The sequence below is a fragment of the Parasphingorhabdus sp. JC815 genome (genome assembly GCF_040717415.1).
Taxonomy (GTDB): Bacteria; Pseudomonadota; Alphaproteobacteria; order Sphingomonadales; family Sphingomonadaceae; genus Parasphingorhabdus.
In genome coordinates this window covers 1-17666 of record NZ_JBFEFM010000003.1, presented here as the reverse complement: position 1 = coordinate 17666, position 17666 = coordinate 1, and the positions used below count along the sequence as shown (strand labels likewise).

Here is a 17666-nt window from a genome sequence, read left to right as displayed (position 1 = left end):
TATTCAGACCACACCCTTTGCGCGCAATCCTTCAATCGCATCTGCATCATAACCGATTTCAGCTAAAACCGCGTCACTATCGGCGCCCAGAAGTGGCCCCGCTTTATTGGGTAAACGCTCGCCGTTCACTTTGATCGGGCTAGACAATACTTTCATGTCCGGCTTGTCAGGATGGCTGATGGTATCGCGCATACCAATGGTTTCAAGCCACGGGTTATCCAGCGCCTGATCCAGATTGTAAACAGGTGCAACAGGAACTTCACCTTCCAGCAGAGCCTGCCAATGTGCCATGCTTTGCTTGCTGAAGATATCATCCAATATGCCCGAAAGCACAGCGCGGTTTTTCAACCGGTTGGCCGGTGTGTCAAAACGCGGATCGTCGATCAGCTCGCTGTGACCGATTTTCTTCGCCAATATCGGCCAGAATTTCGGTATCTGTGCCATTACAAACATCCAGCCATCAGAGGCCTTGAACATTTGACTAGGCGTTGCGGACGGATGCGCCCCGCGCGTAACCCGCGGTGTCACATCCCCTTCATTCATATACCAGAGTGCGGGGTAGCTTGTTTGATGCACTGCTGCGGACAACAGATCGACATCGACGTCACATCCTACACCGGACCGCTGTGCGTCCAACAGCGCAGCCAAGAGACCGACCGCCATTTGGGTACCGGACATAAAGTCCACCATCGACAGACCAAAACGTACCGGTGGCCCGTCAGGCTCCCCGGTCAGGGAACAGAAGCCGGCCTCAGCCTGCATCAGATAATCATAACCGGGCCATTTGGCGCGTTCATTATCGCGGCCGTAAGCAGAGCAATGCGCGCATACAATAGCCGGATTTACCGATTTCAAACTGTCATAATCCAGACCGATTTTCGCCGGCACATCGCCGCGAAGGTTATTGGCCATGACATGCGAGTTTTTGACCAGCTTGTGCAGAACTTCCACACCTTCCTCGCTGCGCAAGTCCAGAGTCAATGACCGCTTGTTGAGGTTGAAGCTCTGAAAATACAGACTCTCTTCCTCGCGCAACCAATGCGGACCAACATGACGCGCCGTATCACCGCCGCCTTTACCGTTTTTGGACGGTGGTTCGATCTTGATAACATCCGCGCCCATCTGCGCGAGATACATGGTGCCGTAAGGGCCGGCACCATATTGCTCGGCAGACAGGACGCGAAAGCCTTCTAAAGGAAGTTTTTTACTCATGCCGGATTCTGCTTTACCCATTGCTTCGAGATAATCATGCGCTGCATCTCGTTTGTTCCTTCACCAATACACATCAACAGTGCATCCCGGTAGAAACGCTCGATTTCATATTCTTTGGAATAAGCATAACCGCCATGGATACGCATGGCCTCTTCCGAATTCCGTACAGCAGATTCCGAAGAGAAATATTTGGCCATGCCCGCCTGCATGTCACAGCGTTCACCGCGATCATATGCTTTCGCTGCATCCATGGTCAACAATTCGGATGCACGGGCGCGGGTGACCATTTCACCTAGCTTAAGCTGAATGGCCTGATGCTCGCTAATAGGTTTACCCATGGTTTCACGAAGCTGTGCATATTCTGTTGCCAGCCGCAATGATCCTTTGGCCAGACCAACGCCGCGCGCAGCCACATTGATACGGCCAAGTTCCAGACCGCCCGTGGCTTGAAAAAAGCCCTGTCCTTCAACACCACCGATCAGGTTTTTGGCCGGGATGCGGTAATTGTCAAACATCAACTCGGCACTGTCGATACCTTTATAGCCCAGTTTTTCGAACTTCTTGCCAACGGTAAAGCCCTCACCCTTTGGCGCGATCATCAGGCTCATGCCCTTATAACGCGGCTCAGCCTTGGGATCGGTTTTGACGAGCAGAGCAAAGCAGCTGCCTTTTATGCCGTTTGAGATCCATGTCTTGGTGCCGTTAATAACATAATCATCGCCGTCACGCGTAGCTACGGTACGGATGGCTTGGAGGTCGGTACCGGCATTTGGTTCGGTCAATGCCAGACCGCCGCGAATTTCTCCGCTAGCGAATTTCGGCAGCCATTCCTGCTTTTGCTCTTCTGTGCCAAAACGCTCTACCGCCGCAGCCATGATGAGATGTGAATTAAAGATACCGGTCAGCGCCATCCAATAAGATGAAACATAGGTCACGATTTTGGCATAGGTGGTCGCGGGCAAGCCAAGGCCGCCATATTCCTGACCAATAGTGGCACCGAACAAGCCCATTTCAGCCATTTGGTCAACCAGCTTTTCAGGCCAGATGTCACCGTGGTCATGCTCCATGACCACGGGCTTGACTTCACCTTCGACCCATTTTTCAATGGCATCCATAAATGCCCGTTCATCATCGGGGTCAATCGTTCGAGGTATAAATTCTTCTGTTGGAACCGAGGCTGAATTAGCCATTATGATACTCCTGAAAACGTCTTTTGCTATGCTTGCAAATAATCAAATTAATCGTCCGTATTACCGAAACCGCGCTTCCAGATCAGCATGGTACGTTCAAACGTGCATACAATATCATCGTGCTGATTCTTGCCGATGGTCTTGATCGTGACGATGCCTTGCTCAGGACGCGAGGAAGATTCCCGTTTTTCCAGAACTTCGCTTTCCGCGTAAAGCGTGTCACCCGGGAACATCGGCTTCGTCATTTTAATCTTGTCCCAGCCAAGGTTGGCAACTGCTTTCTGGCTGGTATCCGAAACGCTCATTCCGACCATCAACGCAACAGTTAGCGGCGAGCAGATCAGCGGCTTTTCAAATTCGGTTTTTTTGGCGAATTCGTAATCGAAATGTGCAGGGTGCGTGTTCATCGTCAACAAGGTGAAATGCACATTATCAGTGTCGGTAATCGTGCGACCGGGACGATGTTCATAAATATGCCCTACTTCGAAATCTTCAAAATAGCGGCCAAATGTTTCACGGAACCGACCCGGGCTAACTTCAATTACTCCATCACGCATAATTTTATCCTTCTGTTTTTTCTCTAAAATATTTGCTTAGTTCATTTTGCTGCTGCGAGCATCCGCCGATAACGCTCCATTACCGGCGCCTCGAGCATTTTCCCTTCATGGGCGATTGCCTTGCCGCCTGCTGCATCATAGGCATCTACAGCACTTTGCGCTTCGGCAATTTCAGCTTCAGTGGGTTGCATGGCGGCTTTAATAGCAGGGAGCTGCTTGGGGTGAATTGCTGCCTTGGCGTAAAAGCCGATGGCTTTTGCGCGAGCACATTCCTCCGCCAATCCCGCTTCATTGCCCATGTCGATATAAGGCACATCAACCGCCAGAACCCGCGCCGTAGCGCAGCACATGATAAAAGCCCCACGTGCAGCAAGCATTGGCTCCCATTCCAGCTTCGTGCCCAGTTCAGCGGAAAAATCACCGCCGCCAAACATCATAGCCGTGACCCCCTCACTAGCGGCGATAGCATCACCAGCGCGCAAACCTTTGACCGTTTCGATCAGCGGAACCAGACCATCAACCTGCTCGCCCAATATAGTCTGGACGATTTCAACTTCGCTAGGATTTTCAACCATTGGGATAAACACCAACGAAGGACTATGATCACTACTGGCCAGTGCAAGCAAGTCGGCAAGTCCCGCTTCGGTTTTCAATCCGTTTATCCGAACAGCTACTTTTTCACGCTCCAGCCCCGCCAGTGCCGCAATGACAGAATCACGCGCACTATCTTTTTGATCGCCAGGAACCGAATCTTCCAGGTCGATACAAATCAGGTCAGCACCGCTGGAAACCGCCTTTTCAAAGCGCTCCGGACGATTGGCGGGTACAAAAAGAAAATTGGTAAAACTGGTCATATCACCCAAAATCATAAAAATTACATATTGCGCCCCCACAATTTGTCCGGACAAATATAAAGTCAACCAGAAAATAAAATTACTTGCACTTTCCAACCAAAAAAAATCGTAAAATGCAGCAATATTAAACAGATTGAACAGCTATATCTGTCTTTGAATTATGACAGTAAGCGGCCTCCTTGCCTGTGTTTCTGCAAATCGGAATATACCGGCCAAACGCTCAGACTATATTTCTGGTTAGAACGGCTTGATATTTCCCAGAAATGCCGTCGCCAGTAAAAGCGCGTAAACCACCCAGACCCAAATTCGCGTGCGATTCATGGTGGTGAGCAAAGGAACTTCCGTGGCATCGGATGACCCTTCGGCTATCAACTTGCCAAGTAGTGGCCCGACCGGCTTGAACGCTACATCAATCATGATTGCCGCAGCAAAGATCAACCCGAACATCAGTGCTTTTGTCGCAAGCCAGACCGGCATCAGCGGTGCGCCTTTGACCAGCGAAAGGATACCAAGGCCTAAATAAAATGCTGTCAGTCCAATTTTAAGCCAGCCCTCGATTTTGCGATCGCGCGCAGCCCGTCCGGTCTGGTCATGACTATGAGCATCCCAGACGAGCCATATCCACGCACCTCCAGCCAGCCACGCCAGCGCAATGGCCCAGATCGGCAAGTCCCACCAGCCACCCGCATCAACCATGGTCAGCGTCAACGGTACCATGAGCGCCCAGGCTGTTCGCGGGACCATATCAAGATTAACGAGCAGTTGCAGCAGGATCAGACGCTGCGGCAAATCATATTTCTTTCGCTTCCTGAAATGCTGCCCCAGCATGAAAACCCCGACATCTGCACCAAGCCACAGCACGAACAGCAAAAGATGGATGTAAACCAGCAACTGGTAAAATGTGATTGTCATAACCGCACCTTTGTAACTTTTTTGCAACACACGTGTGTGATTTTGCATACTCGGCGAATCAATTCGCTTGCCACCACCATTCCATCGTGTAAATTTGTCCGGACAAATGATAAAGCAATTTCAAGAATTTTATATATTTGGGAGCCCAAGCAATGAAAAAAATATTCCTCACGTCTACCACGGCGTTGTGCATGGCGGCAATGCCCGCCCACGCTCAGGTTGCAGAACAACAGGCCGCAGAATCGGTTAGCACCGACGAAGCCGATCAAAATGATGGCCTTAATGTCATCGTCGTGACCGCTCAGCGTCGCCAGGAAAGCGTTCAGGACGTGCCGATCGCGATTAGCGCGTTCGACTCTGCAGAACTGGAACGTCGCGGTGTATCCAGTGCACTGGATATCGCGCAATATGTCCCGAACTTTGTTGGTCTGAACAATACCGGTCTTGGCTCGGCTAATGCCTATTTTATTCGCGGAATCGGTAACAGTGAATCGATTGCGACCTTTGATCCGCCTATTGGCACATATGTGGACGATATCTACATCAGCCGCCAGAATGCGAACAACCTGTCCCTCTTTGATGTGCAGCGCGTTGAAGTTCTCCGTGGTCCACAAGGAACATTGTTTGGCCGCAACACCACAGGCGGTGCCGTGAACTTGTATATGAAAGAACCGGGCAATGAGTTTGCCGGTTATATAGAAGCAGGTTATGGCAGCTTTGAGCGCTATATGGCCCGCGCATCCGTTGATATACCTCTTGCAGATAGTTTTGCAGTAAAAGTGTCGGGATATTATCAAGACGATGAAGGCTATGCCAAAAATACCACGACCGGCGAGCGTGTTAACGAAAATGATGGCTGGGGTGTAAGACTGGGTCTGCGCGGAGAGCTATCAGACACTGCTCGCTGGACCGGCTCTTATATGCACATCAATACCCAGGCGATGAACCTTCTGAACTTCGCTTGTGATCCAGCAAATCCGACCGATTGTGATGGCCGGTTTGTTACAACCGGTCTTTCAAGAGACAGCAATTTTGGCGGACGCCTGTCTGGCGAAAAAGATGGCTACGGTCTTGGAAACGACACAAACATGGACTTTGTCTCTTCCAATCTGGAATTGGGTAGCGGTGAAGATGTTAGTGTGAATATCATCACAGGCTATGTTTACACGTCTCAGGAATATGCGCTCGACTTTGCCGATGGCCGCGCATTGCCAAGTCTCAGCTCCCCTGTGCCCGCTGTTCGAGGATACACCCTTGGAGGATTTACAGTCGCCAATGAAGGCAAGTTTTCACAATTTACCCAAGAGATAAAAGTAAATGCTTCGCTTGGGGACGGTCTAGTCGATCTTGTGGGCGGTGTATTTTATTTCGAAGAAGATAATTACACCGATTTTGCAGATATTTTCTCGATACCTACACAGCCATTTCCGCCGTTTTCAACAGTACCGGGTGGATTCCCGCTTGTTCTTGCCGACAGAACCCTGCGCAATACAACAAAAGCTTACGCGGGCTATATGCAGGGTGACTTGAACATCACCGATCAACTGACCCTGACAGCAGGCATTCGCTACACAGACGAAACAAAAAAGTTCAGTGTCAGTGATAATCGCGCTAGCTGTAACGATGGTACGGTTGAAGCAACATGCGTCAGTAATGTTAATTTATTTGCTCAGAACGGCACAGCGATACCACGTGAAACCTCCACGAAAATCTGGACTCCGCGATTTGCGATAAATTATCAACTTGATAACGATACACTATTCTTTGCTTCTGCAACGCGCGGCTTCAAATCAGGTGGTTGGAACGCACGCGGCACAACCCCGTCCGAATTGCTGCCGTTTGGGCCAGAAAAAGCGTGGAGTTATGAAGCAGGTGTAAAATCCGAACTGCTCGACAATCGTTTGCGCGTCAACCTGACCGCTTACTACCTTGATGTGACGGATTTGCAGACTCCCTCCAGCTTTAATCGTCTTGACGGTTCGGTTGCATTTATTACCCGCAATTTTGCTGACTATGTCAACAAGGGTATCGAACTGGAAATCAATGCTGCTCCGGTTGATGGTCTTAATCTTTTTGCTTCTGTCGGTTATCAGGATGACAAATATAAGATTGACCGCAATGCACCTCTGTTTGATGCTTTTGGCGTAAGTTCGGTCGCGAGCCAACAGGCCGCATGTCAGGCGCAATTGGCTGCGGGCCTTGTGCCAGGAGGCGGCGCTGGTGAAGCAACTAACTGTGGTGCCGGAATTGTTGCAGCGGATGGCGGTCTGGCTGAACCAATTCGCACACCCGATTTCAGTTTTGCCTTTGGCGGTAGCTATAAAGCTGACCTTGGTGGCGACCTGACTCTTATTCCGTCAATCAATGTCAGTTGGCGCGGTGATAGCGAGGTTGGTACGAACAATCAGAGCATTTACACAGGCTCTATTACCAGTTCGTCAGGCACCGTATTTCCATCCAACCCCTATGACGGCGATTTCATCGTGGGATCGTTCAGCGAGGCACACTGGATTGTGAACAGCAATATCACCCTTAAGAGCTATGATGGCTGGTCAATTTCAGCAGAATGCTCCAACTGTCTGGATCAGGAGGCTGTAGCCACATCTCTGGCGCAATACACATACCTCAATGCGCCCCGGACATTCCTTATCAAGGGCCGGTTTGAATTCTAATCTGCTAACAATCTATATCTACCGGGATTCCGCTGGGGATCCCGGTAGATAAATCGTTATACCAACAACAATTACCTTAAATATCCCGTTGTGCGACTTTTGCTGGCATAGCTATAATATTGTGTTATAGTTGTCCGGACAAATAATAACCTGAGGTGCGCATGGCTGAAAATACGGAAGTCCGTAACGAGTTTTCTAAAGGCTGGACTGTCCTTCTTGCGGGTGTTTTGGGCGTCGCATGCGGCGCATCTCCCCTCCCCTTCAATGTTATTGGGTTTACCGTTGAACCCATGATCGCGGAATTCGGCTGGAGCCGAACGCAAATTCTCTTTCCGATCACTATTTTTGGAATAATAGCTGCATTGCTGGCTCCTTTTTTTGGATCATTGGCCGATAAATACGGCGTTCGAAAAGTTGCGCTTTATTCCTTGCTTGCCTTTGGGCTTTCGTTCGCAGCGATATCACTGACACCAACAGCCCAGGCCAGTTCTACACTCTACATCTATTATGCTCTTTGGGTGGTGGTTGGCTTGATCGGGATCGGTTCAACCCCGGTTAGCTGGAGCCGAGCAATCAACCTGTGGTTTTTCAAACATCGCGGGCTTGCCCTTGGTATCCTGCTATTGGGAACCAGCCTCGCGGCGATTGTTGTTCCTAAGCTCGCTGTATGGGCGATTGAAAATTACGGTTGGCGTGAAATGTTCGCAATTGTAGCGATTTTACCGCTTTTTGTGGCACTCCCAATCGGCTATTTCCTGTTCCGCGAGCCACGGCCCGATGAGCGGCCCAAAGCCATATTGAGCGATAGCGGCAACCTCACCGGAGTTACATTGCGCGATGCATTAAGAGATTATCGCTTCTGGCTGATCTGGTTATCGGTCGCTATCATCGCGGGTGCATTTGGCGGTGCCTTTATCAACTTGCCAACCATGTTGTCAGATCGCGGACTGGATGCCCAGTCAGCCGCTTCTATCATGGGAATATTAGGTGTCGGAATATTGGGAGGCCGTCTGATCACAGGTGCTTTACTGGACCGCTTTTGGCAGGGTTTTGTAGCTTTTCCGCTCCTTTGTTTACCAGCATTGTCCTGCTATTTGCTGCTGGGTGATGATATCACTTTCTTTATAGCAGCCATAGCGGGCTTCCTGCTCGGCTTTGCGGCAGGCGCGGAAAGCGACCTGATTGCGTATCTGACGGGCCGCTATTTCGGCATGGCGAATTATGGAAAAATTTATGGGATGCTTTACATGCCTTTTGGATTTTTCAACGCGCTTTCCCCGATCATCTACGCCAGTGTGCGGGATAATACGGGAAGCTATGATTCAATATTATATGTCGCCATCTTCGCGTTTGTCATTGGCGGCGGATTATTACTTTTCCTTGGTCGTTACCCTGAGAGTTTTCCGGAAACGGAAGCGACCACAACTGACAAATTAGTAGAAGTGTAAAAATGATGGCAACCAAAGTTCTTTCCAATGCAACGGATTTAATTGCCGAAGCCGGCGTTGAAGTCCTGACCGACAGCGACACGTTAAATTTCTATGCGCATGATGTGTATGAACGCGGCGCAGATTTGCTGGCCGTCGTGCGCCCTAAGAATAAAGAAGAGCTTTCAGCTGCTGTTGCGGCCACCACCGCTCAAAATATTCCGGTAATCCCGCGCGGCGGCGGCATGAGCTATACTGGCGGCTATACATCCAACCAGCCGGGCGCAGTGCTATTTGATTTGGCCGCGATGAACCGTATTCTCGAGATTAACGAAACGGATATGACCGTAACGGCAGAGGCCGGCTGTACGTGGGCAAGCCTTTATGAAGCATTGCAACCCAAAGGATTGCGTACTCCGTTCTGGGGCACATTGTCCGGCCTGAAAGCCAGCATTGGCGGCGGCATGAGCCAAAACAGCATTTTCTGGGGGACCGGACGCTACGGCACTGCGGCACAAAGCTGTATCTCGATGAATGTGGTTCTGGCAGACGGCACGATTCTGGAAACCGGCAGCGATTTTACGCGGCCCTATGGTCCTGATTTAACCGGATTGTTCCTTGGCGACACGGGCGCTCTTGGCATGAAGGCAACCATTACCCTTCGATTGATCCCGGAAGCCGAGGCGCATGCCTATGCGAGCTTTAGCTTTGAAACCTACGCTGAGACCCTGACCGCGGCGGCAGAGATTGAACGCTCCGGCACGTCGACAGAATGTTTCGGCTTTGACCCCAATTTGAACGCCATCCGCATGAAGCGCGATAGTCTGGGCAGCGATGCCAAGGCGCTTGGCAATATGATGAAAAAACAAGGTTCAGTCTGGGGCGCCCTGAAAGAAGGCGCAAAGGTTGTCACCGCGGGTCGCAACTTCATGGATGAAGCGAAATTCTCGCTCCACGTCCTCACCGAAGGCCGCATTCAGGCCACAGCTGATGATGATCTTGAACGGGCTCGTAAACTAGCGCTTTCCCATGGCGCAACCGAAACCGAAAATACCATACCGAAAATCATTCGGGCGAATCCCTTTGGCCCGCTCAACTCCATGCTCGGGGCAGGTGGTCAGCGCTGGGCGCCTATTCACGGACTGCTCTCCCATTCAAAAGCCGTTGACTGCTATAAAGCAATTGAGGCCTTGTTCGACCAACATCGCGCTGAAATGGACGAAGTGGAAATGTTTACCGGCACCCTGATTTCTACAGTCGGGGGTTCAGGCATCCTCATCGAGCCGTGCCTTTATTGGCCCGATGCCTCTAATCCGCTACATGAAGATACGATTGAGAACTCCCATTTCGCCAAATTGCCAAAGCTGGCTGCCAATCCGAAAGCATGGGCAATGGCACAAAAGATGAAGCAGGCGCTGGTTGACCTGTTTTACGAACAAGGAGCGGTGCATATGCAGATTGGCCGGACCTATCGTTACCGCGATAGCTTGTCCCCTGCCGCTGATACGCTATTGTCGGATTTGAAGAAATCAGTCGATCCAAAAGGACTGATGAACCCCGGTTCTTTGGGCTTATAAAGGGCCTATAGGACAAGCTATGGATTTTGATCGAAGGCAGATTATGGCAGCGGCAATTTGCGCCGCCGCTCCGGCCGGCGTGTTGGCTGCCCCTCGCAAAACTGGTAAAGAGACAAACATGACCAAGACATATTCCGCCGTCGCTATGCAACTGGCTGCGCATTCGATTGAAAAAACACCCGATAAAGCAGCTGCCCGCAAGCAGATGATGAACATGATCGGTGAAGTAGAGGGCAAGATCCGCTCATCCAGCATCTTCATCCAGCAATATTCCGGTAGTCCGGTCAAGCTCGCGGTGCTGCCTGAATATTTGTTAACCAGCTATCCGGGGCGGATTTCGATTCCGGATTTTGCTGACAAGGCGGCTCTTGAAGTTAATGGACCCGAATATGAAGCCCTCGGCGCAATGGCGCAGCGCCTGAAAATGTTTGTTGCAGGCAATGCCTATGAAACCGACGAAAATTTTCCCGGCCTCTATTTCCAAACCTGTTTCATCGTTGCCCCTTCGGGCGATGTCGTGCTGCGCTATCGGCGGTTAAACAGCATGTTTGCGCCAACGCCGCATGATGTCTGGTCAAAATATCTGGATATTTACGGAATAGACGGCGTGTTTCCGGTCGCAAAGACCGAGATTGGCAATCTTGCAGCCATAGCATCGGAAGAGATACTTTATCCCGAAATCGCAAGAGCACTGGCCCTGCGCGGGGCCGAAGTATTCGCCCATAGCAGTTCTGAAATAGGCTCACCGCTGGATACACCAAAGGACATTGGCAAGCGTGCACGGGCACAGGAAAATATGGCCTATGTGGTATCGGCCAACACCGCAGGTATCAAAGATACGACAATGCCCCTCGCCTCAGCTGACGGCAACAGTATGGTAGTCGATTACAAAGGGCGTATTCTGTCGGAATCGAACACCGGCGAAACATTTACCGCCTTTGCCGATATCAACATTGAATCCCTGCGTGCAACGCGGCGCAAACCGGCAATGAGCAATTTTCTGGCGCGGCAGAGGCTTGAGCTATTTGCCGCAACTTATTCCGGAAACTCACCGCAAAAAGCCGATGGTTTGATCCAGAACAATGACATCAAGACCCCGGACCGCGATTATTTCTTACGCACTCAGGAAGAAACAATTGAACGCATGATAAAGGATGGTTTGATATGAGTAATGATAACAAGCTAGATGTAGCGCCGCCCTATAACGCAGTGGCCCAGCATGGCGTATCACCAATCGCGTCGCATGATGAAATTGCCCGTTTTGACTTTCTCGCGAATTTCAACAAATTCATGTCCGGACCACTTGGTGCGGGTAACAAGGTGGCTTATGATACACGCGTATTGCCCAAATTCCGCAAGGAACATAACCGCGACCCCAAAGACCGGTTTGAAATCCGCCATGCGATGAATGAAGATCCTTTCCACAGATTATGGTCTGCACTGAAACGCAATTCTATGGAAATGCGCCAGCAAAACGGCCGCGCGATGACTTTGCGCCAGATTGATGAGCTCAATGCCAAGGCGCGTCAATTTAACGAAGGCCGCGATACCTTAGAACTTAATCCTGACATCGAAATCCCACCTTATCAAAGCGCGGTTGATATTCACTGTATGCCAGGAAGCTATCACGGTGAAGAAAGCCCCGGTGATATTTCAGCCGGAGCCAATTATGATTGCGGTATTTTCGCGACTACTGCTGGTGGTCTGGGTGCGCTAAATGACGGCGGCGGTCAGGCACTGGTCGAGTGGATCAAGGCAAAACGCCCGGGATGGCAGCCGCGCCGTATTTTGGATGTAGGATGCACCACAGGGCATAATATCGTGCCCTTGGCGCTCGCATTCCCGGACTGTGAGGTCATAGCTATCGACACTGCTGCGCCGATTTTGCGCTTTGCTCATGCGCGCGCGCAATCGCTTGGTGCGACCAACCTGAAATTCATTCAAGCCAATGCCGAGGACTTGTCCCGCTGGGATGACGGAACATTTGACTGGGTTCAGACTACGATGTTCCTGCACGAAACCAGCGGCAAGGCTCTGCCGAAAATTCTTTCCGAATGTTACCGGGTGCTTGCTGATGATGGCTTGATGCTGCATCTGGAACAGCCGGAATATAGCGACGAAATGCCGCTATTCGAACAGTTTCAGCGTGACTGGGATGCGTTTAACAATAATGAACCTTTCTGGTCGTCCATGCATTCGCTCGACATGAAAGACGAAATGGTGGCTGCCGGATTTGATCGCAGCGAGCTGTTTGAAACAGGCGTCCGTGCAGTCGTGGACCGTGAAATTTTTCCCGAAGCGCCAACTGATGAAACCGAAGACCACGGCCGTGCGGCATATTGGCACGCTTATGGTGCATGGAAAAACAGTGAACAGATGCAGGAGGCAGCGGAATGACCGAACAAGTTTTTGACTGGATGGCAGCAGCTAACAAAAGAGCCAAAGGCAAGCGCCCAAGCTATTTCGATGCCCCGGAAAGCGACCGGATACTGTCGATCCTGATGGCAGTGGTCGGAGAAGTTTCGGTCGTTCGTGAGCGGATGGACACAATCGAACGCCTTTTGGAAACCAAAGGCAGCATCACGCGCGACGATATAGAAAGCTATACTCCTGACAAACAGGCGGCCTATGAACGCGGTATGATGATCCGTGAATATATCTACCGCGTTATGCGTGGTCCGCATCAGATGGTTCAGGAGATAGAAAATCCCGACCGTCCGGTTGAGGAAATCAGCGCGGAACTCAAAGAAATCTAGAAAAGATTAAACGGCTTGATATCGGGTCTGGTTGAACGGACCCGATATCGGTCGCTCATTATTGATTACTTAATAGCGCCAAAGCGCCGCATATAGGGTTCGTATACACGAGCCCTTTTTTATGCCTTTCTGCGTAGGACAGACAATTGCTCTGTGCAGCCATGCCAATTGTCGCTTCTTTTTTGTCGGAGAACTTCTAGTTCATGCGGCGACGATGTCCGAAACTTTTGTTTATGAGATAACGGCGCTGGCTTAGATCTTTTGCGAGAATGGAAGCCTCATAAAAAAGGCGCGCCATGCGAATAATCGCAGGCGCGCCTGTAATATACTTATAGCGTTGCCTTAGAACGGCTTTACCGCACCCAAAAAGCAAACTCCCGAAATTGTGATCCAATAGATATAAGCTGCAATCCGGGCCTGTGCGATCTCTTTTTCCAACGCTGCTTCTTCTGCGGCATTTGGCCCTTGGGCAAGAACCTGGAACCGGGCAGTCCACCGGCGCATAACCACCCGCAAGAACAAACCTATGATTAAAGCAAAGGCGTAAAGTGCGATTTTTGCAGGATACCAGAAGTTACCTTCGCCTGTTTCGACTGGCCCGTTGCCCCCGAATGCCATGAAAGCAACGATGAACAACAGCGCAATCAACGGATAGCGAAGGAATTCTTCGACCTTGGTTATTGTGATACCTATATCCGTTTGCCGCTTGATGAACGCAGCCCAGGTCATTGCTAACCAGACAGCAAAAAACAGCCACATCCACCAAACGCCCGCTCCTTCTAGAAACGGTACGAAGCCATAAAGTTTACCCATATGCAGGCCGAGCGGTAACAACAAGACTATACCGGTACGCGCCAATATATCGATGCGATAGGCGGTTTCCATATGCCGCCGCCTCTCATCAAGGTTAAGATTGCGGTTAGTAACATTATAGCTGGTCTGGAAAACACCCCATTCGCCGCCCAGCCAGTAAACCATTGCGAGAATATGTATCCATCGCAGAATACTTAGCTCGTTTGTTATTAAAAATTCCATATTTTGCATCCCTCGAATTGATGCGGCAATTTGTCCAGACAAATTACTCTTGGCAAGCGAAAAATGCACTGGCATGGTGAAAACACAGGAGAAAATTGATGAAGCACCGAATTATTGAAGGCCGACTAGAATATACGTCACGCAAACCCGAAATGGAGGGTCAAAACCGCGGTTTTGAAACCTTCATGTTCACACGGCATGGTGACGGTAAAGTTACGTTGCGGGCGCATTGCGAAATATACGAACCGGAACCAACGGTGATGCGCGACATCATTTATTCGCTGGACGAAAACAGCCAGCCAATGGATCTGCATGTGCGTTTGACAGTCGGGGATATGTTCATGGGTACTGGCTGGATGCGTTTTGATGGCCAGCATATCGAGATGGAATCTTACGGTCCCTCAATCGGCCGCCTGTCTCAAAAAGTCGAAGCGGAATTGCCGCTAACCGGCTTTGGCACGCACCCTATCGTGTCGGACGGCTATATGCTCTCTACTCTGGAATGGAAGGAAGGGGATAAAAAGCTGCTTAATTTCTATCTCCCCTCCCCTGATCATCGCGGAGCAACACCACCACAGATTGCTCAAGTAAAAATTGGCGCAATGTATATCGGTAAAGAGGAAATTACCGTGCCAGCCGGTACATTCCAGTGTAAACATTTCCAGTTTATAGATGATGCGAGCATCATTCCGGGAACCGGCGGTATGGCAGGCGAACATCCTCCCTATGATGTGTGGATCACCGATGACGAGGACGGCATTTTTGTCCAGGGCGGCGTTGGCGGCTATATGATGACCTGGTATGAACTGGCCGAGTTAAAACGCTAAGCCGTTGAGTATCAGAATGTGATCATCACCTTGCCCATATGATCGCCGCTTTCAAGATAAGCGAAAGCGTCAGGCGCATTATCAAAGGTGAATTTACTGTCGATTAAAGGTTCTATTCCGGCGCGAGAGATCAGGGCGACCAGTTCGCTCAGCATCTCTCGACTGCCGGCAGTAATACCTTTCATGGTCACATTTTTGCCGATTAGCCCTGCTAGTTGCGGGACGTTGTCAAGCTGGCCGGATAAAGCACCTATCAGGGCTATCCGGCCATTTGGCGCGCAAGCCGCGATGCTCTCTTCAATTGAATTGAGTCCTGCTGTTTCCACAATAATATCTGCGCCGCGTCCGCCGGTTGCCGCCATGAGCGCAGCTGCCCAATCTTCATTCTCGCGGTAATTGATGCCATAATCCGCGCCCATCTCTTTACAACGAGCGAGCTTGTCATTGCTGGAGGAAGTAATTGCGACCTGCGCGCCAAGCGCCTTGGCAATCTGCAATGTCAGTATCGACACGCCTCCTGTGCCGAGGGTGAGGACAAGATCGCCCTTTTGCACATCGCCAAACGCCACAATACAATGCCAAATTGTGCTGCCGGCTGCGGCAATGGCTGCGGCCATAGCATCGGTAACATTGTCCGGCAGCGCGATAATGGCGTCAGCAGGCAAGATAATGGTTTCTGCCAACCAGCCATCGCGGCTGATCCCCAGATCCTGTGCAAAAATTGCGGGCGTGAATTTGCCGCTTAGCCAAGTGACAAAATTGGGCGCTGTAACCCGCTCACCGATTGATATTCCGGACACATTCTCACCGATGCCGGTCACGCTGCCAACTCCGTCAGATACAGGAATGCGGTCTTGCGCTTTTATCGCGCCATATTGCCCTTTCAGGGTCAACAGATCACGGTGGTTCAAACAAGCAGCATGAACCTTTACCGCAACTTCTCCGGGACCCGGCACAGGTGTATCACGCTCTACAAGGCGCAGGCTGTTCAACCCGGATTGTGAACCAATTTCATATGCCTTCATGCGAAATTCTCTTCGGCGAAGCTGGCTATCTGTGCCGCATCACCCGATTGGCGCATCAAAACACGACTGCGGAAGAAGCGAAGCAAGCCGCTCGCTCCCATCCGCGACGCGCCAAGACCGGAAAAACCAAAACTTGATTTCTCGGCTTCCCAGACCATACCTGTAAGCGACCCGTCATTGATGGACACCGCACCTACGTTAAGTCTGCCGGCAACTTCTTCTGCCCGTTCGATCGAGGCGCTGATCACCGCCGCCGACAGGCCGAATTTGCTGTCATTCGCCTGTGCAATCGCGTCCTCAATATCGTCATAGATAGTCACCGGTATGACTGGCCCGAAATTCTCTTCGGAAATAATATCCATATCCTTAGTGACTTCGGCCAGCACGGTGGGCCGCAGATATTGTCCGCCGCCCAGATTTTCGACCTTACCACCCGACAGAACTTTCGCGCCCTTGGAAACAGCCTGATCAATCTGGCTTTGCGTAAGCTGCGCCTGTTTGCCAAAAATAAACGGTCCGATATGACCTTTCTCTATGTCCGGATAATTGAGTTGAACCTTCTCCGCTTTTTCTGTCAAAGCCTTGAGAAAATCATCGGCAATATTGCGTGCGACATAGATCCGCTCGATTGATTGACAAGCCTGCCCGGTATTCACAATGCTTGCGCGCAACGCGATAGCTGCGGCTGTGTCAGGGTCTGCATCATCCATGATAATCATCGGGTCTTTACCGCCCAGTTCCAGACTGGCTGGGATGAAGGCAGCCGCAGCGGCCTCCCCGACCTTACGGCCAGTCGCCACGGAACCTGTGAAACAGATATAATCGCTATTGCCGACCATCTCAGCGCCGGTGGCTCCGTCCCCTTCGATCAGCGACAGAACCTTTGCCAATTCAGGGATCGAACGCACCGTTTCCATCAGCGGCCTGATAAAGCGCGGCGTTACTTCAGACGGTTTGATTAGCACCGCGCTGCCCGCCATTAGCGCCGGAACCGCGTCGATCAATGCCAGAGTCATCGGAAAGTTCCACGGACTGATTACACCGACCAGTTGGTAGGGAACAAGCTGGGTAGAGGTCGTGATTGTCTCATGCGACGTCGGCTCTCCGGTAGGCTGGCCCGCGGCAATAAGCTTTGGTGCTTGATCGGCCCAGCGGCGGATCTGCCCCGGCACACCGGAGGCTTCAATTTTTGAAATACCACCGCGTCCGGTGTCGGCTATCAGCGCCGGTATAATCTGTGGCAATGCCGCTTCGATTGCATCGGCCCACTGGCGCATGATTTCACCGCGCTGCTCGGGAGTTTTGGCGGCCCAATCGGGTTGGGCCTTTCGCAGGCGCTTCGCCTCGGTAGCCAGGTCATCAGCATTCAGCGGCGTAATTTCATAATCAGCTTGGCCGGTGCGGGGGTTGACGACTTTCATTGCTGTTCCTTCCATGTTTCGAAGATTTCATCACCGCGCGCAAAAGCAATATCAGCGCGACCAGCAAAATCAGCGATCAGTTTCTCAAAAGCCGTAATCCGGTAAGGCAGCCCCATGATATAAGGCGTAATATGCATCGGCAGCATCCGGCCACCATGCGTTTTGGCTTCGCCCAATAGCCAGTCTGCGGCGTCATGCATC

The 17666-nt window shown here is 51.1% G+C and carries 15 protein-coding genes and 1 pseudogene; 7 read left to right on the top strand and 9 right to left on the bottom strand.

Going from position 1 to position 17666, the window contains the following annotated elements:
• Positions 1-3 precede the first annotated feature (3 nt).
• From AB1K62_RS08230 to AB1K62_RS08210, 5 genes are all read right to left on the bottom strand, one after another.
• Positions 4-1212, bottom strand: a complete 1209-nt coding sequence (locus AB1K62_RS08230; RefSeq protein WP_367002843.1) for a CoA transferase — start codon at positions 1210-1212, stop codon at positions 4-6.
• Complete coding sequence (locus AB1K62_RS08225; protein ID WP_367002841.1) at positions 1209-2402, bottom strand: acyl-CoA dehydrogenase family protein; 1194 nt, start codon at positions 2400-2402, stop codon at positions 1209-1211. The genes AB1K62_RS08230 and AB1K62_RS08225 overlap by 4 nt, the downstream gene beginning before the upstream one ends.
• 47 nt (positions 2403-2449) lie before the next feature.
• Positions 2450-2959 (bottom strand): MaoC family dehydratase, encoded by a 510-nt coding sequence (locus AB1K62_RS08220; protein ID WP_367002839.1) that lies wholly within the window; start codon positions 2957-2959, stop codon positions 2450-2452.
• A 41-nt stretch (positions 2960-3000) separates the two neighbouring features.
• A complete protein-coding gene (locus tag AB1K62_RS08215) occupies positions 3001-3828 on the bottom strand; it encodes a CoA ester lyase (RefSeq protein ID WP_367002837.1) in 828 nt (275 codons plus the stop codon).
• Between the two features lie 222 nt (positions 3829-4050).
• On the bottom strand, positions 4051-4725 hold the full coding sequence (locus AB1K62_RS08210) for a hypothetical protein (RefSeq protein WP_367002836.1): 675 nt from the start codon (positions 4723-4725) through the stop codon (positions 4051-4053).
• Between the two features lie 152 nt (positions 4726-4877).
• Here AB1K62_RS08210 and AB1K62_RS08205 point away from each other — a divergent pair, with 152 nt between their 5' ends.
• The 6 genes from AB1K62_RS08205 to AB1K62_RS08180 all read left to right on the top strand — a co-directional run bounded on the left by AB1K62_RS08205 (position 4878) and on the right by AB1K62_RS08180 (position 13157).
• The gene (locus tag AB1K62_RS08205) at positions 4878-7397 is read left to right on the top strand and encodes a TonB-dependent receptor (RefSeq protein WP_367002834.1); all 2520 of its coding nucleotides are present in this window, start codon (positions 4878-4880) and stop codon (positions 7395-7397) included.
• Positions 7398-7558: 161 nt separating this feature from the next.
• On the top strand, positions 7559-8845 hold the full coding sequence (locus AB1K62_RS08200) for an MFS transporter (RefSeq protein ID WP_367002832.1): 1287 nt from the start codon (positions 7559-7561) through the stop codon (positions 8843-8845).
• A 2-nt stretch (positions 8846-8847) separates the two neighbouring features.
• Complete coding sequence (locus AB1K62_RS08195; protein ID WP_367002830.1) at positions 8848-10401, top strand: FAD-binding oxidoreductase; 1554 nt, start codon at positions 8848-8850, stop codon at positions 10399-10401.
• A 118-nt stretch (positions 10402-10519) separates the two neighbouring features.
• On the top strand, positions 10520-11569 hold the full coding sequence (locus AB1K62_RS08190; protein WP_367002829.1) for a nitrilase-related carbon-nitrogen hydrolase: 1050 nt from the start codon (positions 10520-10522) through the stop codon (positions 11567-11569).
• Positions 11566-12798, top strand: a complete 1233-nt coding sequence (locus AB1K62_RS08185; protein ID WP_367002827.1) for a class I SAM-dependent methyltransferase — start codon at positions 11566-11568, stop codon at positions 12796-12798. The genes AB1K62_RS08190 and AB1K62_RS08185 overlap by 4 nt, the downstream gene beginning before the upstream one ends.
• Entirely contained in the window at positions 12795-13157 is a 363-nt protein-coding gene (locus AB1K62_RS08180) for a hypothetical protein (protein ID WP_367002826.1), read from the top strand. The genes AB1K62_RS08185 and AB1K62_RS08180 overlap by 4 nt, the downstream gene beginning before the upstream one ends.
• A 342-nt stretch (positions 13158-13499) precedes the next feature.
• On the opposite strand, the gene AB1K62_RS08175 is transcribed toward AB1K62_RS08180, so the two are convergent.
• The gene (locus AB1K62_RS08175; RefSeq protein ID WP_367002824.1) at positions 13500-14192 is read right to left on the bottom strand and encodes a hypothetical protein; all 693 of its coding nucleotides are present in this window, start codon (positions 14190-14192) and stop codon (positions 13500-13502) included.
• A 98-nt stretch (positions 14193-14290) separates the two neighbouring features.
• Between AB1K62_RS08175 and AB1K62_RS08170 the strand changes: the two genes are divergently transcribed.
• Positions 14291-15019 carry a hypothetical protein gene (locus AB1K62_RS08170; RefSeq protein ID WP_367002822.1) on the top strand — a complete coding sequence of 243 codons (729 nt, stop codon included), beginning with the start codon at positions 14291-14293 and terminating at the stop codon, positions 15017-15019.
• Between the two features lie 11 nt (positions 15020-15030).
• On the opposite strand, the gene AB1K62_RS08165 is transcribed toward AB1K62_RS08170, so the two are convergent.
• The 3 genes and pseudogenes from AB1K62_RS08165 to AB1K62_RS08155 all read right to left on the bottom strand — a co-directional run.
• On the bottom strand, positions 15031-16044 hold the full coding sequence (locus AB1K62_RS08165) for an NAD(P)-dependent alcohol dehydrogenase (RefSeq protein ID WP_367002820.1): 1014 nt from the start codon (positions 16042-16044) through the stop codon (positions 15031-15033).
• Positions 16041-17465, bottom strand: coding sequence for an aldehyde dehydrogenase family protein (locus AB1K62_RS08160; protein WP_367002818.1), 1425 nt, complete (start codon positions 17463-17465; stop codon positions 16041-16043). Before AB1K62_RS08160 ends, AB1K62_RS08165 begins: the two co-directional genes overlap by 4 nt.
• Positions 17462-17666: pseudogene (locus AB1K62_RS08155) on the bottom strand (polysaccharide deacetylase); the annotation flags it as partial. The pseudogene AB1K62_RS08155 and the gene AB1K62_RS08160, both read right to left, overlap by 4 nt.